The sequence below is a fragment of the Rhizobium sp. S163 genome (assembly GCF_030380805.1).
Lineage (GTDB): Bacteria > Pseudomonadota > Alphaproteobacteria > Rhizobiales > Rhizobiaceae > Rhizobium.
This window is the reverse complement of record NZ_JAUDSA010000014.1, coordinates 155,655-178,036: the sequence shown is the minus strand read 5'-3', so window position 1 is coordinate 178,036 and position 22,382 is coordinate 155,655. Positions and strand designations below refer to the sequence as shown.

At 60.2% G+C, this 22,382-nt stretch carries 20 protein-coding genes; 10 read left to right on the top strand and 10 right to left on the bottom strand.

Annotation, left to right across the window (positions count from 1 at the left end):
- Nucleotides 1-13: 13 nt before the first annotated feature.
- The 4 genes from QTL96_RS13705 to QTL96_RS13690 all read left to right on the top strand — a co-directional run bounded on the left by QTL96_RS13705 (nucleotide 14) and on the right by QTL96_RS13690 (nucleotide 3,854).
- Nucleotides 14-1,093 carry an ABC transporter ATP-binding protein gene (locus QTL96_RS13705; protein ID WP_289728056.1) on the top strand — a complete coding sequence of 360 codons (1,080 nt, stop codon included), beginning with the start codon at nucleotides 14-16 and terminating at the stop codon, nucleotides 1,091-1,093.
- Complete coding sequence (locus QTL96_RS13700) at nucleotides 1,068-1,928, top strand: glycerophosphodiester phosphodiesterase family protein (protein WP_289728055.1); 861 nt, start codon at nucleotides 1,068-1,070, stop codon at nucleotides 1,926-1,928. Before QTL96_RS13705 ends, QTL96_RS13700 begins: the two co-directional genes overlap by 26 nt.
- Nucleotides 1,929-2,068: 140 nt before the next feature.
- Nucleotides 2,069-2,773: a GntR family transcriptional regulator gene (locus tag QTL96_RS13695; RefSeq protein WP_112944024.1), complete on the top strand. Its 705-nt coding sequence runs from the start codon at nucleotides 2,069-2,071 to the stop codon at nucleotides 2,771-2,773.
- A gap of 118 nt (nucleotides 2,774-2,891) precedes the next feature.
- Nucleotides 2,892-3,854 (top strand): dihydrodipicolinate synthase family protein, encoded by a 963-nt coding sequence (locus tag QTL96_RS13690; RefSeq protein WP_113011070.1) that lies wholly within the window; start codon nucleotides 2,892-2,894, stop codon nucleotides 3,852-3,854.
- A gap of 70 nt (nucleotides 3,855-3,924) precedes the next feature.
- Here the strand turns inward: QTL96_RS13690 and QTL96_RS13685 are convergent, their stop codons facing one another.
- The 4 genes from QTL96_RS13685 to QTL96_RS13670 form a co-directional block, all read right to left on the bottom strand.
- Entirely contained in the window at nucleotides 3,925-4,959 is a 1,035-nt protein-coding gene (locus QTL96_RS13685) for an Ldh family oxidoreductase (RefSeq protein ID WP_289728054.1), read from the bottom strand.
- A gap of 138 nt (nucleotides 4,960-5,097) precedes the next feature.
- Nucleotides 5,098-5,736: a YceI family protein gene (locus QTL96_RS13680; protein WP_289728053.1), complete on the bottom strand. Its 639-nt coding sequence runs from the start codon at nucleotides 5,734-5,736 to the stop codon at nucleotides 5,098-5,100.
- Nucleotides 5,737-5,994: 258 nt separating this feature from the next.
- Nucleotides 5,995-6,090, bottom strand: coding sequence for a pyrroloquinoline quinone precursor peptide PqqA (pqqA, locus tag QTL96_RS13675; protein ID WP_112944020.1), 96 nt, complete (start codon nucleotides 6,088-6,090; stop codon nucleotides 5,995-5,997).
- Between the two features lie 195 nt (nucleotides 6,091-6,285).
- Complete coding sequence (locus tag QTL96_RS13670) at nucleotides 6,286-8,673, bottom strand: membrane-bound PQQ-dependent dehydrogenase, glucose/quinate/shikimate family (protein WP_289728052.1); 2,388 nt, start codon at nucleotides 8,671-8,673, stop codon at nucleotides 6,286-6,288.
- 236 nt (nucleotides 8,674-8,909) lie between these two features.
- On the opposite strand from QTL96_RS13670, the gene QTL96_RS13665 reads away from it, so the two are divergent.
- Complete coding sequence (locus tag QTL96_RS13665) at nucleotides 8,910-9,788, top strand: LysR substrate-binding domain-containing protein (protein ID WP_289728051.1); 879 nt, start codon at nucleotides 8,910-8,912, stop codon at nucleotides 9,786-9,788.
- A gap of 210 nt (nucleotides 9,789-9,998) precedes the next feature.
- Here QTL96_RS13665 and QTL96_RS13660 read toward each other — a convergent pair whose 3' ends face one another.
- Genes QTL96_RS13660 through QTL96_RS13640 form a run of 5 tightly spaced genes read right to left on the bottom strand, consistent with a single transcriptional unit; the run spans nucleotide 9,999 to nucleotide 14,874 of the window.
- Nucleotides 9,999-11,144, bottom strand: coding sequence for a MalY/PatB family protein (locus QTL96_RS13660; protein WP_289728050.1), 1,146 nt, complete (start codon nucleotides 11,142-11,144; stop codon nucleotides 9,999-10,001).
- 3 nt (nucleotides 11,145-11,147) lie between these two features.
- Complete coding sequence (locus QTL96_RS13655) at nucleotides 11,148-11,906, bottom strand: SDR family oxidoreductase (RefSeq protein WP_112823184.1); 759 nt, start codon at nucleotides 11,904-11,906, stop codon at nucleotides 11,148-11,150.
- Nucleotides 11,906-12,832, bottom strand: a complete 927-nt coding sequence (locus QTL96_RS13650) for a dihydrodipicolinate synthase family protein (protein WP_113198918.1) — start codon at nucleotides 12,830-12,832, stop codon at nucleotides 11,906-11,908. Before QTL96_RS13650 ends, QTL96_RS13655 begins: the two co-directional genes overlap by 1 nt.
- Nucleotides 12,833-12,853: 21 nt before the next feature.
- Nucleotides 12,854-14,215: an amidohydrolase family protein gene (locus QTL96_RS13645; RefSeq protein WP_289728049.1), complete on the bottom strand. Its 1,362-nt coding sequence runs from the start codon at nucleotides 14,213-14,215 to the stop codon at nucleotides 12,854-12,856.
- Nucleotides 14,212-14,874 (bottom strand): aspartate/glutamate racemase family protein, encoded by a 663-nt coding sequence (locus tag QTL96_RS13640; protein ID WP_289728048.1) that lies wholly within the window; start codon nucleotides 14,872-14,874, stop codon nucleotides 14,212-14,214. The genes QTL96_RS13645 and QTL96_RS13640 overlap by 4 nt, the downstream gene beginning before the upstream one ends.
- A 193-nt stretch (nucleotides 14,875-15,067) precedes the next feature.
- Here QTL96_RS13640 and QTL96_RS13635 point away from each other — a divergent pair, with 193 nt between their 5' ends.
- Nucleotides 15,068-15,760, top strand: a complete 693-nt coding sequence (locus QTL96_RS13635) for a GntR family transcriptional regulator (protein WP_289728047.1) — start codon at nucleotides 15,068-15,070, stop codon at nucleotides 15,758-15,760.
- 15 nt (nucleotides 15,761-15,775) lie between these two features.
- Here QTL96_RS13635 and QTL96_RS13630 read toward each other — a convergent pair whose 3' ends face one another.
- The gene (locus tag QTL96_RS13630) at nucleotides 15,776-17,578 is read right to left on the bottom strand and encodes an ABC transporter ATP-binding protein (RefSeq protein WP_289728046.1); all 1,803 of its coding nucleotides are present in this window, start codon (nucleotides 17,576-17,578) and stop codon (nucleotides 15,776-15,778) included.
- A 189-nt stretch (nucleotides 17,579-17,767) separates the two neighbouring features.
- Here QTL96_RS13630 and QTL96_RS13625 point away from each other — a divergent pair, with 189 nt between their 5' ends.
- The 4 genes from QTL96_RS13625 to QTL96_RS13610 all read left to right on the top strand — a co-directional run bounded on the left by QTL96_RS13625 (nucleotide 17,768) and on the right by QTL96_RS13610 (nucleotide 22,374).
- Entirely contained in the window at nucleotides 17,768-18,640 is an 873-nt protein-coding gene (locus QTL96_RS13625; RefSeq protein ID WP_289728045.1) for a rhodanese-like domain-containing protein, read from the top strand.
- 225 nt (nucleotides 18,641-18,865) lie between these two features.
- Nucleotides 18,866-20,431: an ABC transporter substrate-binding protein gene (locus QTL96_RS13620; protein WP_289728044.1), complete on the top strand. Its 1,566-nt coding sequence runs from the start codon at nucleotides 18,866-18,868 to the stop codon at nucleotides 20,429-20,431.
- A gap of 87 nt (nucleotides 20,432-20,518) precedes the next feature.
- Entirely contained in the window at nucleotides 20,519-21,529 is a 1,011-nt protein-coding gene (locus QTL96_RS13615; RefSeq protein ID WP_289728043.1) for an ABC transporter permease, read from the top strand.
- Nucleotides 21,530-21,534: 5 nt separating this feature from the next.
- Entirely contained in the window at nucleotides 21,535-22,374 is an 840-nt protein-coding gene (locus tag QTL96_RS13610) for an ABC transporter permease (protein WP_289728042.1), read from the top strand.
- The last annotated feature ends 8 nt before the right edge of the window (nucleotides 22,375-22,382 follow it).

Below are 22,382 nucleotides of genomic sequence, written 5' to 3'. Positions count from 1 at the left end.
GGAAAGGCTTGATATGGCACGCTTGACGATCAAGAACGTCTCAAAGATGTTCGGGACCTCGTTTGCGGTCCGTGATTTCTCGCTCGATGTAGAAGATGGCGAGCTCGTCTGCCTGCTTGGTCCGTCCGGATCCGGCAAGTCGACACTGCTTCGCATGATCGGCGGCTTCGAACAGCCGTCGGACGGCTCGATCCTGATCGACGGCAAGGACGTGACGAGGCTACCGCCGGAAAAGCGCCCTACCGGCATGGTCTTCCAGAGCCACGCGCTCTGGACCCATATGGACGTGTCCAACAACGTCGCCTTCGGCCTCAAGCTTCGTCGCCTGCCTAAGGCCGAGATTCGCGAACGCGTCGAGAACGCCCTGGCGCTGGTCGGGCTTGCAGACTATGGCAAGCGCATGACGACGCAGTTGTCGGGTGGCCAACAGCAGCGCGTGGCGCTTGCGCGTTCGCTGGTGCTGGAGCCGAAGATCCTGTTGCTCGACGAGCCGTTCGCCAGCCTCGACCAGCATCTGCGCGAACGGCTGCGAGAGGAAGTGCGCGACATCCAGCAGCGCGTCGGCATCACTACCCTCTTCGTCACGCACGGCCAGGATGAGGCATTGGCGCTCGCCGATCGTATCGTCGTCATGCGCGACGGCAGCACCGAGCAGATCGCCCCACCCGATATCGTCTACCGCGAGCCACAGACGGAATTCGTGGCCGGCTTCATCGGATCGATGAACTTCGTGAAGACCAGCATTCGTGGTGGCGTCAGCCAGCATCCGGCCTTTCCCGTTACCGTGCCGATCGAAGATGGCGACGTCGTCCTGGCGTTTCGCCCCGAGGCGTTGTCGCTGAAGCCATCGAAGACGCTCTCGACCGCCATCGTCCATCGCAGCATTGATTTCGGCACGCACAAGATCGTGGATATCGACCTCGCCGACGGGACGCGCTTGAAGGCGATGACGGCACCGGATAGCAATTGGGTGAAGGGCGTGGGCATCGAGGCGACGGCTTCCGCTTTCCGGGCTTTCCGCGACAATCAGCTGGTCTACCAATCGGCAACCTCAGGTGAACGACATCATGATCTTATCCTCGGCAACGCTTGATCGCAACGGCATCGCGATTGATCATGCTGGCCACAAGACTTGGCTGAAATGGCATCGCGGCCACCGCTATGCCGGCGACATCTCGTTTACGGGACAACGCATTGGCGAGGCGATGGCGCTGGGCGCCAGCATCGAGATCGACCTGGTGCGTTTCAATGGCGCTGGCTTCGCCGTTTTGCACGATGAGACGCTGAACAAGGCGACAACGGGCGAGGGGCGGGTGTTCGATGCGACGGAGAGCGACTTGCGCGCTCTGCATCTGCGCGACCCCTTCGGCGAGCCTACGGCCCACAGGGTGATGCTGATCGATGATCTCGGCCAATTGCTGAAGCGCGTCGCCCGCGAAAGCGGCGCTGTGCTGCAGCTCGACCTCAAGGAAGATTCCCCCGATATCCGCGAAGAGGATATCGCCGCTTTCGCCGCCGCGATCTCGCCGGTCGCAAAGTCGGTCATTCTCTCGGCCGGCGATCCCGAGGCTGTCGAACGCTTGTCCCAGGCCGTGCCGAACATGCCGATCGGCTACGACCCGTGCCATCACGGTGCGATCGAGCGCCTGAAGCAAAGCCGTGACTTTGACGGTTTCGTCGCAGACGCCGTGGCTGCCTCGCCGCGCGCGCGGATGATCTACCTGCACCATCAACTCGTGCTGTTTGCCGACGATGCCGGATACGACCTCGTTGCGGCCTTCCATCGCGCCGGGCGCAGCATCGACGCTTACACCATCAATTCGGCAATTCCTGCCGCATTGCCGGTCGTGCGCCGCCTCCTGGCGCTGAAGGTCGACCAGATCACCACCGATGACCCTGTTGGCCTGGAGACCCTACTTCTCGGCTAGGGACTCTCGCGCGCCAAGGGCAGGGCGCCCGCGCTGGTATTCGGCCACCGTCGACATCAATCAGGCCCAGTTGATGTGGTGCCTGTTCAACTTCCTGTTCGACTGTAGTAAGCGGGAATTCTCATAATCGGGAATCCATCATGGTCGAAAAGAGCAACACAGATGTGGTTGAGCGGCGCCGTGGCTCCGGCGTGAAGCTGGTCTACGACATTTTGCGCGACGAGATCCTTGATCTGAAACTTGCCCCTGGCAGTTCGGTTGACGAGGTGCTGCTTGCCGAGCGGTTCCAGATGTCGCGAACGCCGATCCGAGAGGCCTTGGTCAGGCTCGCCGGCGAGGGCCTGATCGAGACCCTGCCCAATCGCTCCACACTGGTCTCGAATATCGACCTATTGAACCTGAACACCTATTTCGACGCGCTTGTGCTGATGTACCGGGTGACGACGAGGCTTGCGGCGCAAAACCACAGGCCCGACGATCTGGTCGCCATTCGCGAACTGCACAGCCAATACGCCGCGACCGTCGAGGCAAGAGACCTGCGCGACATGATCGCGGTCAACGCGGCGTTTCATTCGGCAATCGCGGAGGCTGGGCGAAACCCCTATTTCACCGGGTTGTTTCGCAGGCTTCTCGACGAGGGGCGGCGTATTCTTAGGCTTTACTACAACTCCTATGACGAACAGTTTCCGCAACGCTTCGTCGATGAACACGCCGAGATCATTGCGGCGATCGAGGCGCGTGATTTGGACCTGGCGGACCATCTCGGAAAAGTTCACGGCGAGCAGATTGTCGAACAGGTCCAGCGCATGTTCGTTCGCAACCAGAAGCTCGACATCAAACTCTGAGAAAGCGATTGCATTTTTCTTGTCGACAAGAAATATTTTCGATGATATTTCTTGTCGACAAGGGATGGCGTGCGTGCTGCGCCGCTGATGACCCGTCAAATTGATTATGGAGAGCGACATGAAGGCCAGTATCTTTTCCGGTGTGATCCCTGCGTTGATGACGCCCTGCAACGACGATCGGACGCCCGACTTTGACGCACTGGTGCGCAAGGCCAAGGAGCTCATCGCCAAGGGCATGTCGGCCGTCGTCTATTGCGGCTCCATGGGTGACTGGCCACTCCTGACAGACGAACAGCGCATGGAAGGTGTCGAACGCCTGGCAAAGGCTGGCATCCCTGTTATCGTCGGGACGGGCGCCGTCAACACGGCGTCAGCCGTTGCGCACGCAGCTCACGCGCAGAAAGTCGGCGCAAAGGGCCTGATGGTCATCCCGCGTGTGCTGTCGCGTGGTTCGGTCGTTGCCGCCCAGAAGAACCATTTCAAGGCGATCCTTTCGGCGGCACCCGAGCTGCCGGCCGTCATCTACAACAGCCCCTATTATGGCTTTGCCACACGCGCCGACCTGTTCTTTGCGCTTCGCGAAGAGCACAAGAACCTGGTCGGTTTCAAGGAATTCGGTGGCGCTGCCGACATGCGCTATGCGGCTGAAAACATCACCAGCCGCGACGATGACGTATCACTGATGATCGGCGTCGACACGGCCGTTTTCCATGGCTTCGTCAACTGCGGCGCGACCGGCGCGATCACCGGCATTGGCTGCGTGCTTCCCAAGGAAGTGATCCACATGTGCAATCTGGCGAACGGCGCTGCCAAGGGCGATGTCGAGGCACGCCAGCGCGCGTTGGAACTGGAATCGGCTCTCGCCGTTCTCTCTTCCTTCGATGAAGGCCCCGAACTCGTCCTGTTCTTCAAGCACATGATGGTGCTCAAGGGCGACAATGAATATACGCTGCACTTCAACGAAACGGACGTCCTTTCGGAAAGCCAGCGCGGCTACGTCGAAGCCCAGTTGAAGCTGTTCGACACCTGGTACGCCGAGTGGAGCAAGCTCCCGGGTGCGGTTCAGACCTACAAGGCGTAAGCCTACACAAAGTCAAAAGTAAAAAAGGGCCCCACCGGGGCCCTTTTCATTTCGTGCCTTGAGGCCGTGGTCAGGCCACGGCGTCGAGCCCCTTGTCGAGCAGACGCTCCAACTGCTCGGTTTCCGCCGCCGTCAGCACGATCCCCTCGACATCGGATTTCTGGCGCGCTGTGAACCGCCGTTGCGACGGCAGCCGCGCGCCGCTCCCGACAATGGCATCGAACAGCATTTCGGCGCGCGCGAAGGGGTCACCAGTGCGACCGGCAGCGAACGCCTGAGGCGACATCGCGATGACGAGCTCGCCATGCAGCGGCGCAAGCGTGGTGGTGCCGAGATAGTCGAGTGCTTCCGAGCTTGTCAGGTCACCGATCATGATGCCGGCGAGAAGCTCGATCATCGTTCCGATCGACGATCCCTTATGGCCACCGAACGGCAGCATGGCGCCGGCCAGCGCCGCTTCCGGTTCCGTGGTCGGGTTACCGTCGGGATCGATCGCCCAGCCCTCAGGCAAGGGCTTTCCAGCACGACGATGCAGCTCGATCTCCCCTCGCGCGGCGACCGAAGTCGCGAAGTCGAACACATATGGGAAGGCCTCGTTGCGTGGCCAGCCGAAGGCAAACGGATTGGTACCGAGCAGCGGCTTGCTGCCGCCTGTCGGCGCCACGGTCGCATAACTTGGACACATGGCAAGGCAGGCAAGGCCGTGACGGGTGACGGCTTCAACTTCCCACCATAGTGCCGAAAAATGCGTGCAGTCGTTGATGACGAGGGCCGCGATGCCGAACTTGTTTGCTCGCTCGACAAGATGAGGGAGCCCAAGCTCGAAAGCCGGATTGGCAAAGCCGCCGCCCGCATTGACCTTTACGATCGCCGAGGTTTCGCTGCTGTCGACATGCGCCGTAGCTGCCGGATTGACCTTGCCCGCCTTGACGGTGCGCAGAACGCCATCCAACCGGTAGATGCCGTGCGACTTGGCGCCGTCGGCTTCGCCGGCCACGATGACGTCGGCAACCGATTTTGCCTGGAACTCGCTCAGCCCGGCCTTCAGCAGGATGGCCATGACGCGGCTGTTCAGTTCACTCTTGCTTAGACGGACATCTTCCATGGCATAATTCCTTATCGTCGCACCAACATTCCATCCGTAACGTTGAGTTTAAAACGCCGAAAAAGACAAGACGTCGACAAGATTATGAGCAGCGCCGAACATTGGCTTGCTCGTAAGTTCCGCTATTCGCCGGGCTCCTTATTGCGCGTGATTGGACGCCTGAGCCGGCCGGAGTTCCGTTTCGATGACGACGGTCACCTCGTCGCCGACGGACTTGATCTTCGGAGCGAGGCCCCATTCACTGCGTTTGAAAATCAACTCGGCGGAAAATCCGATCTTCGGGCTGTCGGCGGCGGGCTGGCGCGCCATTGAACCGTTGAACGTGACGTTCAACACGGCAGGATGGGTTTCGCCGCGAAATGTCAGATCGCCCGCAACCGTTCCATGGTGCGAATCGATGGCGGTAATCTCTTTCGAGACGAAGCGGATTGGCTTCCCGGCCAGAAACCTGTCTTCGGTGCCAATCTCCTTGTCGAAATCCTCGCGTTCAGGAAAGGGGAAATTCGTCTGGACGGATAGCGGGTCTATGGTTGCTGCGACCGAGGATGTTTCAGGACGTTCTGCGTGCCAGTCCAGTTCCGCCGTCATGCGGGTAAAGCGAGCGGTATAGTTGGAGAGGCCGAGATGGTTGACCTTCCAGATCACGCTTGAATGAGCGGGGTCCGACACGTAGGCTCCCGAGGGCGCGGGATCGTGTTCGGGCTGCGCCGCCCACACGGAGCAGCAAACAAGCGCCGCCACTGCAGCGATCGGCGGGAGGATCCGGTTCAACGACATCGTCTGTTCGCTTTCAATTGTTGGGCAAGGCCCCGCATTGCTTCGGGCAGCATGCCCACTCAGGCAGCATTAGCTGTTACGCTGCCCTTGGAGAAGCTCATTGTCGTTTATCACCGGCGGACAACCGAACCCTGGTGATGCGGCGTTGCCGGCGACAGATGTATCGATGCGCCTCGTGAACGCCAGACACAGCTATCGTCGGCAGACTTAACGCAGCGGGCTCTTAGAACCATCGGTCCGCTTGCCCGCTTCATCTGCTTAGAACAGGATCGGTTCACCACCATCAGCAGGTGCGTAGCGATTGATTTCCATTCCGCAGGCGACTTCGATGAATTTTGGTGCAGACCATGTCATGGTTCTATTCCTTTCGTGCTTGGTTTCAGACACCGCCAGCTCTGCGCGTGGCGGCAACGCTGCTGCGGCAGGACGTTCTATCCTGCCGCAGCGTTTCATACCGGCTGCTGCCCGCATGAATGTCGTGCACATGCAATCATTGCGGTGCACGTCAGCCCACTCGACTTTTCGTCGAGCGGGCAAACCTCTTCGAGATTACTTCGGCAGTGCGAAGGCAATCGTTTCGTCGCCATAGGTGGTGCCGAGCGCGCCGTGGCCACCAGCGGTGATGACGACATACTGACGACCATCTTCACCCACGTAGCTCATCGGGTTGGCCTGGCCGCCGGCAGGCAGGCTATAGCGCCAGACTTCCTTGCCTGTATGGGCGTCGAATGCCCGGACATAATTATCGGTGGTGGCGCCGATGAACACCAGACCGCCGGCGGTCGCCAACGAACCACCAAGATTGGGTGTGCCTGTTGGTAGCGGCAAGTTCTGCGTCAGGCCGAAGGCGTTGTTCTTGCGAGCATTGCCGAGCGTCTTGCGCCAAAGCACCTTTTGCGTCTTGAGGTCGATCGCCACCAGCTGTCCCCATGGCGGCGGGACGCAAGGCACCATGAAGGGGCTGAGCCATGCGCGAAGGGTTGCCAGATAGGGCGTGTTTTCCTGCAGGCGCACGTCGAGTTTCTGGGCGTTTTCACCGCCGCTGCTCTTTTGCTTGAGGAGTTCCTTGCCGTAAGGCGTGTTGCGGTCAACCAGCTGGAAATAGAACGGCATGTTCATCGTGTTGACGTACATGATTTTGTTGACTGGATCGACCGAAGCGCCGCCCCAGTCCGTCACACCGTCGAAGGCCGGGTTACCGATTGAACGTGTTGGGCCGATCGGCGTGAAGATGCCTTCGTTGCGTGCGCGTGCAAAATCGATGCGGCATGCGAGCTGATCGATTGGCGTTGCGCCCCACATATCCTGCTCCGTCAGCTTGTCTGGTACGAGCGAGGGCATTCCCACTGGAACTGGCTGGGTCGGTGAAACTGGAACGTTCGGTGCTGCACCGTTTGTCGTAAAGGGCATTTCCTTGGTCTCAACCAAAGGCTCGCCTGTTGCACGGTTGAACATGAAGACCTCGCCCATCTTGGTCGTCTGGATGAGCGCGGGCGTGCCATCAGGCATGTCAAATAGCGACGGGCCGACCGGCACGTCAAAGTCCCACATGTCGTTATGCACGAGCTGGTAATGCCAGCGCAACTTGCCGGTCGTAACGTCAAGTGCGACGAGCGAGGTGCCGAACTTGTTGTCAAAAGGGCGGCGGAAGGCAGTGTAGTAGTCGGGGGCGGCGTTGCCGGTTCCAAGATAGACCAGGTTCAACTTGGCATCGCCGGTGATGGTGCCCCAGACATTGGGCGTGCCCTTGGTGTAGACTTCACCCTCCGGCAGGCGGCCGGGCAGGGCATCCTCCGAGCGGCCGACGTCCCAGGCCCAGACCTGATGTCCGTCAAGGGGATCGAAGGCGCGCACGACGCCCGAGGGCTCATCCGTGGACATATTGTCGATCACGCGGCTGCCGACAACAAGGCGATCGTTCATGACCAGCGGCGTGGAGGTCGAGACCTGCCAACCACCGCCCCAGGATTTGCCATTGTTGTCCTTGCCAGTCTGGTCCTTGAGATCGATGAAGCCATTCTGGCCGAAACCATCGCAGATCTGCCCGCTATCGGCATCGAGTGCATAAATGCGACCGTCCATCGTCGGCGCAAAGACGCGGGCCTTGCAACTGTCCGCCTGAGGGGCGTCGTAGTAGCTCACGCCACGGCAAACGATGTAGGGATTGGTGCGGGGTAGCTTGGGATCGAATGTCCACTTCACCTTGCCGGTGGTGGCATCGGTTGCGATAACCCAGGAGTGCGGTGTGCAGCTATAGAGCGTGTTGCCGATCTTTATGGGGGTCGATTCAGAGTGATACTCGCGACCCTTGCGATGCAGCTCCATCTCATCGGGCAGGTCGCCCGAATGCGAGCTCCAGGCGACCTGCAACTTGTTGACATTATCCGGCGTGATCTGGGCCAGATCGGCGAAGCGGCTCTGGCCGGCATCATTGCCGTAGTGCACCCACTCCGTCGGGCTCATTGGAGCTTTCTGAGCTGTGATCTGCGTGGTCTCGCCTGAAGCAGGGCCATAGGCGGCGTATAGGATGGCGCCGACCAAGAGCACGGCAACGACACCCGTCACGGCCTGGAAGCCGCGCCAGAAGCGCGGGCTGGCAGCCTTGATGCCGATCCCTAGTCCTGGCAGCAGGAAGGCGGCAAGCAGGACACTGGGTGCGAAGAGCCGTACTTCGAGCTTCCACGGATCAAGCCCGGATTCAACGAAGCTCCAGACCAGCGTCAGGGTCCAGGCGAGGAAATAGATGATAAAGCCGGAATTGCGACCGCGCGCCACCTGAACGCCGCTGACGACCATCAAGAGACCGACGATGAGATAGTAGAAGGTGCCGCCCAGGGTCACCAGCCAGCCGCCATTCGCGGCAAAGTATAAGCCTAGGAGCGATAGCACCGCCCCGAACACAGTCTGCGCGATCTTCGCGCCTCGATTAGATAACAAGATTGCCTCACAGAAAGACACTGCCTTGCGGCAAAAGTCGGCGTGATTGGGAGGCCTGCGCAAATTGACGCAGGCCGAGTGACGCCGCGTTTTGCGCCCTTGCTATTTTCAGGACAAGCAATGATGGCCACGGATGAAATCATATCCGGGCAGATGAATTTTTCTCATTTCGCTTTCGCAAGCGGGCAAAATGTCATAGCGCTGCCACGACGGCGAAACGGACGGGTCGACAACAGATGAAACGGATTCCAATCGGCGGGCTGCATGCTTTCGAGGCCGCGGCGCGGCATCTCTCGTTCAAGCTTGCCGCCAGGGATCTGAACCTTTCTCCCAGCGCCGTTAGCCACGCGATTACCAAGCTGGAACGCGAGATCGGTACGCTGCTGTTTGATCGCAGCCACGGCGAACTGCGCCTGACCGCAGATGGGGTGATGTTCCAGCGGCCGGTCGTCGAGGCCATGGCGCTGTTGCGGGGGGCGATGGACACGCTGTCAGCGCGCCAGTCTGTAGTATTGCGCCTGCATTCGTCTCCAAGCTTTGCAGCGCAGTGGCTTGCGCCGCGCCTTACCAGGTTTTTGATCGACAATCCTGGTTTCGAGGTAACGATTTCGGCCGACACCAAGCCCGTGCATTTCGCTCAAGACCAGTTCGACGTCGATATCGTCTATGGCTTGAGCTCTTCCGACGAGGGACTGGTGATCCATTCGCTTGGGCCGGTCGAAGTCCAGCCCATGTGTACGCCCGAAATGGCGCAAGAGCTACTAACGATCGAGGATTTGCATCGCGTACCTCTGATCAGAAGCATGATCAAGAATGTGAGCTGGTCGGACTGGTTTTACGCCAATGGATCGGCGATGCCGCGCCAGCCGGCACTTCGCTTCGATCGCAGCTTCATGGCAATAGCGGCAGCCGCGGACGGCATGGGCGTATGCCTCGAAGCCGTCAAGCTCGCCGAGCGCGAGCTGTCAAGCGGCCGTCTCGTCCAGCCATTTGCTGGAAGGGCGGTGGCGCTTACCGAAGCCAACCACTTCCTTGTTTATCCCCGACGCAACGAGGCCCGACCGGTGGTGGGTGCGTTTCGCGATTGGCTCCTGGCAGCGGTAAACGAGGACTAGGCGAGTGGATGGGGAGGGAGTTGGCCCCTGACACTTTGACATGGGTGCGGATGTGTGTTTATCGCACGGTGCGAGAATACCAATAGATGGCAATCATTAGGCGAATGTCATTGCCAATGCATCGCTGCAGTTTCGTAGCGTATGTCTGGACACTTAACCGTCAGCATGCCACCCACGCGCTGGCTGGCTAGACCCTGACTTTACAAGGATCTAGCGCTTGCCCAGTGCCCGTTCCATTCTGTCGAGGCCCTCGCTCAGCAACGCTCGTGGGCAGCCGAAATTGACACGGACGTAGTCTCCATAGGCCGCACCGAACTCTGATCCGGCGCTGAACCCCACTTTGCCATGTTCTAGAAAGAAGGCCTGCGGATCGCCTGCGAGCCCTAGTTCGCTGCAGTCGAGCCAGGCAAGAAACGTCGCTTCTGCCTTGATTAGTCGAATAGCGGGGAAACGTAACGCCACCTGTTGTGAGAGATAGTCACGGTTGGCCTGGATGTAGGAAAGCATCCGAGCTTTCCAGCCGGAGGCATGGGTGTAGGCTGCAAGGGTTGCCTCAAGGCCGAGAACATTGACGCTATCGACCATTCCAAGCTTCGAGAGCACGAAGCGTTCTCTGATCGACTTGTTCTGGATGATCGCAAAGGCGGTTTTCAGGCCGGCTATGTTGAAGGTCTTGCTGGCCGCCATCAGGGTGATGGTCCGGTTCGCCGTTTCCTCAGACAGTGTGGCGATCGGGATATGATGGCGACCGTCGAACAGCAGGTCGCAATGGATCTCGTCGGAGATAATCAACGCGTCATTGTCCCGGCAGAGCGTGGCGATCTCGGTGAGCTCGTCTTTCGTGAACACCTTGCCTGTCGGGTTCTGCGGATTGCACAAAAGCAGCGCACGCGACTGCGAAAGCGCTGCGGCCAGCGGATCGACATCCATCACATAGCCGTGCTCGGTTTGTCGTAGCGGCACGTCATTACGCACGAGGCCCCAGTGAGACGGTGCATTGAGGATTGGGCGGTAGACCGGCGTCTGCACCACCAGACCATCGCCGGGCTCGAGCATCGCTTTCAAACCCATATTGAACCCTGGCTCGACGCCCGGCAAAAATACGATGTCCTCAGGCGTGATCGACCAGTGGTATTTCGATTGCATGTCCTCGACAATGCGGGCGCGCAGCTCGTCGCGGGCAACGCCGTAGCCGAGCATCGGATGTTCGAGGCGGTTGCGTATGGCCTCCAAGATCTCGGGTGCTGCTGGAAAGTCCATGTCGGCGACCCACATGGGCAGAATGTCTGTCGGATACTTGCTCCACTTCGAGCTGCCTGTGCCGCGGCGCTCATAAACAGCATCGAAATCGGTCATCGCTTACAGACCCCTGATCATGCCGCCATCGACCCGGATTGACGATCCTGTGACATAGCTTGCCTGAGAGCTTGCCAGGAAAACGGCAACGGCTGCAAATTCCGACGGGTTGCCATAACGGCCAACCGGGATTTCGTTGCGCGACGCTTCCTCGACCGCCTCGATCGAGGCGCCTGTCTTTTCGGCCTTGATCCCGTCGAGTTCGCGAACGCGGTCGGTGGCGATGCGGCCGGGCAGGATCATGTTCACCGTGATGCCGTGACGGGCAACCTCGGAGGCCAGCGTCTTTGACCAGCCGGCGATAGCTGCGCGCACACCGTTCGACAACGCTAGATTTGCGATCGGCTGGACGACACCAGAAGAACCGATCGTAATGACGCGCCCCCATTTGCGGGAAATCATTCCGGCCAACATGGCGTCGGTGATCGAAAAGATGGAGGTCGCCATCGACTGGAAGGCGTCAACCCAGCTTTCGGTCGACTGACCGAGCGCCGGACCGGCCTTGGGGCCCCCGGAATTGTTGACGACGATATCGACGCCGCCCTGGCTCGTCAGCATCTCGACCAGGGCAGCCACCGAGACGGCGTCGGAAAGGTCGACGGCGACAGGTATGATGTTGTCGGTCGCCTTGATCTTGTCAGCGCTGCGCGCCGCTGCAAAGACCTTGACACCTTCTGCTGCGAGGCCGGCCGCGATGGCGGCGCCGAGACCACGGCTGGCGCCGAGAACGAGTGCCTTCTTACCAGAGATCTGCAGGTCCATCAGTTCAAAGCTCCTAGTTTCTTTTCCTGGCGGGCGATCAGCCGCTCGACTTCAGCCACCGCCGCCGCGTTGAGTGCAGCACCGGGGCGACGCTGGGTGGCGCTGGCGATCGCACCGCGCTTGGCCAATACATATTTGCGAACGGCGAGGCCGAGGCCAGGCTGTTGCTCGTAGCGCATCAATGGCAGATAGGCGTCAAAGAGGTCATGCGCCTCCTCATGCCGGCCTTCATTGCTCAGTTTGCAAACGCCCACCATCATTTCGGGGTAGGCGAAGCCGGTCATTGCGCCGTCGGCACCGCGCTGCATTTCTTCTGGCAGGAACACGCCGGCGTTGCCACAAAGGATCGAGACGCGCCGACGGCCCTTTGCCTCGGCGGCACGCAGGTCGGCAACCTTCTGCAAGCCCGGCCAGTCTTCATGCTTCAGCATGACGATGCTCGGATGCGCCTCGAAGATCACGCCAAGCGTTTTCGAGCTGATCTGGACGCCAGTCGCCAGCGGAAAGTCCTGCAGTACGACGGGAACATCGGTGCCGATCGTTTCGACGACATTGCGATAATATGTGACGATCTGGTCGTCGGTCCGCAGGCTGGACGGCGGCGCGACCATGACACCGGCTGCACCGATATCCATGACCGCTTTCGTCAGTTCGCCGATCGCGGCAAGGCCGGGGGCGGACACGCCGACAACGACAGGTTTGCCGGCCGAGCGCGCCAGGGTCCGGCGCGTCACCTCGATCGATTCGGCCTGGGTCAGCTTCGGCGCTTCGCCCATCATGCCCAGGATCGTCAGGCCGTCGGTGCCTCTTTCGTAATAGAAATCGACCATGCTGTCGATGCTGGCTGCGTCGATCGCACCGTTCTCGTCGAAGGGGGTGCAGGCTATGACGAAGACGCCTGAAGTGTCGGCTGTGATATGTGACATGAATAATCCTTGCGAGAGCACTCAGAACCAGGCGGAATTGCCACGGCCGACATACTGGCCATCGCCGGGTGCGTTGACGATATCCGTGCCATCATAGGCGAGCTTGCCGCCGACATAGGTGCGCGCGACGCGAACGCTGAATTCGCGGCCGTCAAAGGGGCTCCAGCGGAGCTCATCATGGGCTCTGGACGCGTCCCACACCTGCGCTTGCGACTTGACAATGGCGATATCGGCATCCGCGCCGACGATGAGCGCTCCCTTTTGCGGCCAAAGGCCGAAGAATTTGGCGGGGCGTTCGCACAGCTGCGCGACGGTCAAGGTCACTGCGTCAAAACCGCGTATCTCGGCTCCGGTATAAAAGGCCGGTAGCAAGGTCTCGAGGCCTGGAACACCTGCGCCGGCATCGAAGATCGATGTTGTGAACTTGTTGTCGATCGGCCAACTCGAATGGTCGGAGCTCACGAAGGCGACGCGGCCGGAGACGACATCATCCCAGAGAAACTCGATCTGACCAGGGCGGATCGGCGGATTGACTTTCATCTTGGCGCCGAGTGCGGGCCCATCGATCTCGGGGTCGAGCCACAGATAGTGGATGCAGAGTTCACCAGTGGCGCGATAGCCGTCGTTCAGATAGTTTTCGACGAGATCGAAGCCGCGTGTCGTCGTCAGGTGCACGATGTGTGCGTGCGCGCCGGCGGCGGCTCCGAGTTCGAGGAACTGGGCGGTCGCGGCCATCTCGGCGGCCGGTGGCCGGCTTTGGGAATGCGCCTCGATGCCATCGCGCCCAGCGGCCTTGGCCGCAGCGATATTGGCGCGGACAATTTCCTGGTCTTCATTGTGCACGCCGAGCGGGATCGCGGTCTCAGCCAGCGCTGTGAAGATCTCCAAAGTCTGGTTGGATGAGATACGCGGAAAGCGGGTAGGGCTGCTTTCGAAGGTCGAAATCTTGAAGGCGACGACGCCCCCTGCGATCAGAGCGTCGATCTCGTCGATTGCCTGGCCAGGCATCACTGTAGCGTACAGCGCGACGTTGGTATGGGCATGCTCGCGGATCGCTGCGACCTTGGCATTCAGCCTTGCGACCGAGTTGAGCGGATCTGGATTGTCATAGGGCATGTCGACAATGGTCGTAATGCCACCGGCCACCGCCGAGCGTGTCGTCGAGCGGATGCCCGGAAGGCCGCCATAACTACAAGCGTGGGTCTGGCCGTCGATAACACCGGGAATGATGAGGTCGGCGCCGGCGTCGAAGCTTTGTGCGGCATCGGGCGCTTCACCGGTGCCGATGGCCGCGATCTTGCCATCGCGGATGGCGATCCAGGCGTTGTCGAGCCGTCCTTCAGGCAGGACGGCAGTGCCGCTGATAACAATATCATAGGTCATGATGCTTGCCTTGCGTATCGAAGGTCGAGGGTGGTGCATGCCAGCGCGACGCCGGCCTGTACCGGATCGATGACGGGAATGCGCAACGCGTCCTGCATCGCTTGGCGATAGCCGCCGAGACCAGCGCAGCCGAGGATGACCACATCAGCACCGTCTTCGTCGCGCAAAAGGCGCGCCGTGCGGGCGACTGTTTCGACCACGTCGCCAGCCATGAGTTCGACAACAGTCATGTCGATGGAGCGATCCCCGGCCAGCCGACCGTCAAAGCCGAGGGCTTTAAGATAGCGGAGGTGACGGTCGATGGAGGATTGCCCGAGTGACACGATGCCGAAATTCTGGCCGAGGCCAAGAGCCGCAAGATAGGCAGCCTCGGCAATGCCGATGACGGGGCGTGTTGTTGCCTTTCTAACGGCAGCAATGCCTGGATCGGAAAAGCATGAAAGCACGAAGGCGTCGGCGTCGGAGATTGCGACGGCTTCGAGGATGTTGGGTATTACCGCCGCCACATGGGCGTCGGTCTCGATACCGGGTGGGGACTTCTGCAGTTCCGTGCAACGGATGTCATGGCAGCTGGCGTCGCGAACGATGCCCAGGCATGTTTCCATCGATCGGGTGACCGAGACGGAGCTGTTGGGATTGATAACGAGAATTTCTGACAAGGCGATACCTGTTGGGGGACAGCATTGCGTCTACTAAATATATTACGTAGTATATCAGAAAATCGACCCTGTCAAAGTTCTGTTGGTCCAGGCATGCCTACGTGAACTGTTCGTGGAAATTGGCGGATTGCTCGCCTATGTTGATGCTGGGCTCGACGGATTGCGCCGCCGGAATCGGAAACGGAGATTGATTTTGATTAAAGCGGACACGTCGAGCGGCAAGCGCGGAAAGTCGCTGACGGAAACGGCCTATGCCGTTCTTCGCGAGCGCATCATCACAGGCGACCTCGCGCCCGGCATGGAGGTCTCGGAGCCGGAACTGGCCGAGCAGCTGTCGGTGAGCAAGACGCCGGTGCGCGAAGCGCTGGCGCGACTTTGCGTCGAAGGTTTCATGGAAGCCTATCCGCGGCGCGGCTATCGTGTGACACCGGTGACGGTGAAGGACATGAACGATCTTTTTGCCATTCGCGGCATGCTGGAAGGGACTGCTGCAGCACTTGCCGCCAAAAACCTTTCCGATACAGATCTCGATCTGCTCGATCAACTCGCCGATGTCAGCTATGTGATCGGCGAGGAGGTCAGCACCAAGACCTTTGTCGATTCCAATCAGGAGTTCCACTCCGCCATCGCGCGGGGCTCCCGCAATCCGCGGCTCTATGCCTTGATCATGAGCCATCTGGAGGAATGCGCGCGGCTGTTTTATATGGGCGCACAGGTCCGCGACATAAATCCGGAGACGAATGACGATCATCACCGCATCGTGTCGGCGCTGCGCCAGCGCGATGCCGAAAAGGCGCGCGACGCCGTGGTCGAGCACAATGAAAATACCCGCCAGGGGATACTGGGCGCGCTTGTCGCAGCGGGGCAGGTGGGGCTGACGCTTTGATCTCTCCTGGTCGCCTCAGGCGACCTTGACGAGGTGGCCGGGTGCCGGCTCGTTGTAGCGGGCAACAGGTGGCTGGTAGTCAGCCGGTCTGACGGCACTGCCGATCTCGCCGCCGGCTGGTGCGCGGCGAATATGGCGGCGAGCCGGATCGGCGATCGGAACCGCGCTCAACAGCCTGCGGGTATAGGCATGTTGCGGATTGCCGAAGATCTGTTCGCGCGTACCAATCTCTACGATCTCGCCGAGATACATAACCGCTACGCGATGGCTGACGCGTTCGACGACAGCCATGTCGTGACTGATGAAGAGGTAGGCGATCTTCAACTGCTCCTGCAGGTCCATCATCAGGTTCACGACCTGCGCCTTGATCGAAACGTCGAGTGCGGAGACAGCTTCATCGGCGACGATCAGGCCGGGATTGAGGGTGAGCGCGCGGGCTATACTGATGCGCTGCCTCTGTCCACCCGAGAACTCATGCGGGAAGCGTCGCGCCATGTCGGCCTGAAGACCGACGCGCACCATCAGATCCGCGACCTTCTCGCGCGCCTCTTTCGTAGTCGCCAGGCCGTGGGTGACCATCGGCTCGATAATGGCGTCGCCAACCCGCATTCTCGGGTTGAGGCTCGAAAACGGATCCTGGAAGATCATCTGCATATGCTGGCGCTGCTTCAAGAGGCTGCTGCGGTCCAGCGCCCGGATATCCTGTCCGTTGATATGGATGGAGCCGCTGACAGGTTCGACCAGACGCAGCACGGAGCGGCCGGTGGTGGACTTGCCGCAGCCGGATTCACCGACCAGCGATAGCGTTTCGCCCGCGTGTAGATCGAAGGAGACGTTTTCAACTGCATGCACGCGGCTGCTGACACGCCCGAAAAGGCCGGACTTGATATCGAAGCGGGTAACAAGATTGCGGACCTCGAGAATGGGGCGCTTATTGTTCTCTACGGTGCCCTCGATCTCGCGCTCCGGCAAGACGGCGCCGGTGTCCGTATCCGTCAGCGGCAGCGTGGCCGGGAAGGCGCGGCCTTCCATCGAGCCGAGCCTTGGTACGGCGGAGAGCAACGCCTTGGTGTAGACGTTGGAGGGTTTTGCAAAAATCTGTTCAGTCTTGCCGATCTCCAGCGCGCGCGAGCGGAACATCACGACAGTTCGGTCTGCGATTTCGGCGACCACGCCCATATCGTGGGTAATGAATAGAACGGCCATCTTTTCCTCGTCCTGCAGCGACTTGATCAGTTGCAGGATCTCCGCTTGAACGGTGACGTCGAGGGCGGTGGTCGGCTCGTCGGCGATCAGGAGTTTTGGCTTGCATGCAAGCGCCATTGCGATCATCACACGCTGCAGCATGCCGCCGGAGAGCTGATGTGGATAGTCGTCGTATCTGCTTGCCGCGGCTGGAATCCGGACGCGCTCGAGAAGCCGCACCGCTTCAACGCGCGCTTGCCTCTTCGAGCAACCGCGATGGCGGATAATGGCCTCGGCGATCTGTCGCCCGACGCTCAGGACCGGGTTGAGCGAGGTCATAGGTTCCTGGAAGATCATGGCGATGTCGTTGCCGCGAACGTCCTGCATCTGTTTTTCCGGCAGCGACAGGATATCGGTGCCACCAAGCGTGATCTTGCCCGCCACGCGCGACGTGTGCTCCGGCAGGAGCCGCATGATCGACATGGCGGTGACGCTCTTGCCCGAGCCGGATTCGCCAACGATAGCAACTGTCTCGCTCGCCGAGATGTTGAAGCTCACATCGTTGACCACGGGCGTCCACGCGCCATTTCTGCGGAAGGATGTCGTAAGATTTTCGACCGAAAGGACTGTCAAGCGAGGATACTCCGGATCACGGCAAAGCTGGCAGATCGATATTGCAGCGCGTCAATGTGCAAATGTCAATGAAAATACCTCGTAGAATATCACGTAAGATATTTTAACTTGCGATCCGAGGAGCGATCGACGAATCTGCTTCTAAGGTAGATTTAGACAGGATCCTTACCGGATCGATTGGAGGCCGACATGACAGACGCGCAGCGCGAGACCGTATTGCTCACCCCTGTTCAGTTGCAGGCAATGCGCGCATCTGGCGCCGATGTGACGGTGATTGCTGTTCACTCGATCAACCCCTACACAGGGCAGCCTTCATTCAAAGGTAAGCGCATTGAAGGTGCGATCGACACGCAGGCCTATGAGGATTTTCAGTCGCCGTCCACGCTCGAAGGAGGGCAGCGCCCGTTGCCTGAGATCGCCATGCTCGAGATGAAAGCGCGCGCTTGGGGTCTTCGCCGCGAAAGCACGATCGTCATTTACGACGCCGACCGCAGCATGACGGCTGCGCGGGCCTGGTGGGTTTTGCGTTGGGCCGGGCTGCCTGATGTCAGGGTGCTCGACGGCGGCTTTCCAGCTTGGCTGGCAGCCGACCTCCCCGTCACCGAAGCGGTCTCTCGTCCAACGCCGAGCGACATTACCCTCAAGGCCGGTCAAATGGCCGAGATCGGGCCTGGAGAGGCGCTGCGTCTCGCTGTCGATGGCGTGCTCCTGGATGCCCGCATCCGCCCGAACTATATTGGCGGCGCCTCGCTGCCCGGTCAGCCGCCACGCGGGCACATCCCGCATGCGCTGAGTGCCCCTGCGCCTGATAATGTAACAGATTACGGCAATTTCACAGATACCGAAACACTGAAGGAAATGTACCGGGCGCTTGGCGCCGATGGCCACAAACCCGTCGGGGTCTATTGCGGCGCCGGAATGTCAGCAGCACACACGGTCTTGGCCCTCGCGTCGATCGGCATCGATGCCGCAATGTATCCAGGCTCGTGGTCGGCCTGGGTGAGTGATCCCACTCGACCGGTCGCAACAGGTGCCGACCCGGCACGGGCGGCATTAGGCTGAATGTTTCGCAAGAATGCTGCTATGCAGAATAATCTTTTCGCATTTGCACAATAATTAGGCCGCAATCGCTACTTGTTCAAAACGCCGGCAGGCAAGGCTTTACAGCCGGAAAAGCGATGATATATTTCGTGGAATATCAGATGAGGAGTGCCTATAAAGGCTGACGTTAAAGGGCTTGGGCAGACGTTGTCTGCGTCCCTGCCGGACCATGAAAGGGTCGTGCGAATGAAACTGCTTAAAGGACTTGCCGCCGCGGCCTTCGTTGCCTTGCCGATCTTTGCCGGATCCGCAAATGCGCAGAGCGACGAGCAACTGAAGACGCTGGTTGTCGCCGTTCCATCCGATCCCGTCAGCCTTGAGCCCGGCACCAACAAGGCTGAGCCGATCGGCAGCGAGATCATTCTCAATGTCTTCGACACGCTGGTCGCTTGGACCGCCCCGGATTTCAAGCAGCTCGAAGGCCGTCTCGCCAACAGCTGGACCGTTTCGGCGGACGGCAAGGAATTCGATTTCAAGCTGCGTGATGGCGTGAAGTTCCAGGACGGCACCGCCTTTGATGCAGCGGCAGTCAAGTTCTCGCTGGAGCGGACAAAGGCCACCAACTCCTACGTAAAAGCGACCTTCGACCTTATCAAGAACATCGCCGTCGTCTCGCCGGGCGAGGTGAAGATCACGCTCTCCGAGCCCTATCCGGCATTCCTGTCGATCCTCGCGCAGCCGCAGTCGGCAATCGTCAGCCCGGCTGCTGTCGCCAAGTTCGGTGACAAGTTCGCTGCCAATCCCGTCGGCACCGGACCATTTTCCTTCAAGAGCGCGCAGGCCGACACAAATGTCGTGCTGGAAGCCAACCCTGATTATTTCCGCGGCGCGCCGAAGCTCTCGCGCATCATCTACCGCGTCATTCCCGATGCCTCGACGCGGCGCCTGGAGCTCGAAAGCGGCGGTGTCGACGTCGTGCAGCAGCAGGGCCAGCTCTCGGCCATTGCCGCTGAAGACATCGAAGCTCTAAAGTCCAACAAGGACGTCAAGATCATCGAGGCGTCGAGCCAGATCATTCGCCAGCTGGAATTCAACAACAGCAAGAAGGATGGCCCCTTCGCCAATATCAAGGTCCGCGAGGCAGTTGCGCATGCGATCGACTATGACGGTCTTCTGACCGGCGTATTCGGCGGCACGGCCGAGCGCGTCTACGGTCCGCTGACCTCGAACAGCTGGGCGTTCGATCCCAAGATCAAGGATATGGCGCCCGCCTACGATCCGGAGCTCGCGAAGAAGCTTCTCTCCGAAGCCAGCGTCGATCCGTCCACCATCAATCTGAAGCTCTATAGCTTCCAGGGTCCGCTGTGGGGCGCCGTCGCCACCTTCGTTCAGGCCAATCTCGCCGATATCGGCATCACTGCAACGATTGAGCAGACCGAATTTCCGGCCTATCGCGCCTTACAGACCGCAGGTCAGTTCGACGCAGCACTTGACGGTCGCCAGCCCTGGTACAACGATCCCGACGCGCACATCACCATCGGCTATCTTTCGTCGCTTGCCGACACAGCCATGACCTTCCGCATGCCTGAGGACAAGGCGCTTGACGAGCTTATCTTGAAGGCGCAGCAGACCGTCGATATGGATGCCCGCAAGGCACTCTATCAGCAAGTGCAGGAAGAAATCGTCAAGCGCGTGCCAGGTGCCTATCTGTTCAGCCCCAAGCTGATCGTCTTCACCCGCGCCAATGTCGAAGGCCTGGTGGTCAACAGTGCGCCTCCGCTCAACGAGTATTGGGGTGTGTTCAAAAAGTGAGGCGCGGTGCGTCTTCATGACGAGAAATCGATCCGCAGAGGTTCGCCGCTGCGGGTTACTTCCTTAAAGATATGAGTAGAACTGGGCATGGCGACCTTCATCTTGCGCCGATTGATTGCGTTGATACCCGTCATGTGTATCGTGCTGGTCATCGTCTTTTCGCTGGTGCGCTTCATTCCCGGCGATCCGGCCGTGACGCTTCTCGGACCCGGAGCGACGCAGGCGCAGATCGATGCGCTGCGGGCGCAGCTCGATCTCGACCAGCCGTTTCCGATCCAATTCCTGAAGTATGTCGGCGGTCTGCTGCAGGGCGATTTCGGGATATCGCTGAAGACGGGCCAGCCTGTCGCCCATGAAATCCTTCTGCGGCTGCCGGCAACGATCGAGTTGTCGGTTCTTGCTCTTATCGTCTCCGTCATCATAGGAATTCCGATCGGCATTTTATCAGCCACACGTCCCAATTCCGTCTTCGACCATGTGACGCGCGTTGTCTCGCTGGTCGGCGTTTCCATGCCCGCCTTTCTGCTGGCGCTGATCCTGCAGCTGGTCTTCGGCACCTATCTCGGCTGGCTGCCTGTTTCCGGGCGCATGAGCTCCTTCATCGTCGCCGAACCGGTCACCGGCTTTGCGATCCTCGACGGCGTGATCACCGGCAACTGGGCGGCGGCGCTCAGCGCGCTGCAGCACCTGATCCTGCCAACGGCCGTCCTCGCCGCCTTCCTTGCCGCCACACTCGGCCGCTTCGTCCGCAACACCATGCTCGAGGTAATGGGTGAGGATTTCATCCGCACCGCCAGGGCCAAGGGCCTGAGGCGCGGCGACGTGATCATCAATCACGGCCTGCGCAACTCGCTTTTGCCGGCCATCACCGTCATTGGCCTGAAGTTCGCCGAAATGCTCGGCGGCGCTATCCTGACGGAGACAATCTTTGCCTGGCCCGGTATCGGGCGCTACATGTTCGAGGCGATCAAGAACCGCGACTATCCTGTGATCCAGGGCACGACCCTGGTCTTTGCACTGCTTTTCGTGTTCACCTCTATCGTGGTCGATGTGCTTTACGGCGTTCTTGATCCGCGCGTCCGCAAGAAGATGAAGTGAGCGCGATGTCAGAGTTTTTCAGCTTCCTGCGCAAGAACACGCTGGCCATGGCCGGCAGCCTCATCCTGCTCGCTCTCGTGCTGGTGATCGTCTTCGGGCCAATGATCACGCCTTATTCGCCGACCAAGCTAGACGTGCTGCACAAGCTTGCCGCGCCGAGCTTCAGCCACTGGCTTGGTACAGATGCTTTTGGTCGCGACGTCTTCACCCGCATCATGCATGGCGGCCGGGCAACACTTGCCATCGGGGTCGGCGTGGTCGCGATTGCCTTTGTCGTCGGCGTTACGTTCGGCATGCTTGCGGGCTTTGCCGGCGGCTGGACGGATAGCGTCATCATGCGTATCGTCGATGCGATCCTGGCGTTTCCGGCGCTCGTCCTTGCCATTGCGCTTGCGGCGGCTTTCGGCCCCAGCCTGGAAAATGCGATGCTGGCTGTGGCGATTACGCTGGCACCGCAGTTTGCCCGTGTTGCGCGAAGCCAGGCGCTCAGCATCTCGGTCAAGCCCTATGTGGAAGCTGCCGTCTCACTCGGTCTGCCGACACCGCGCGTGCTCTTTCGCTATGTGTTCCTCAACGGGCTGGGTCCGCTGCTGGTGCAGTCGACGCTGGCCCTTGGCAGCGCCATCTTGCAGACCGCAAGCCTTGGTTTTCTTGGCCTTGGCGCGCAGCCGCCCATGGCGGAATGGGGAGCGGACGTGTCGGCCAACCTGCAATTCGTGCGTGGTGCTGCCTGGGTGGCGCTTGCGCCCGGCATGGCGATCCTGCTTGCCGTGCTGTCCTTCAATCTGATTGGCGATTCCCTTGCGGACTGGTTCAATCCCCGTCGTCGAAGCGAACTCGACTGAGGCCCGCA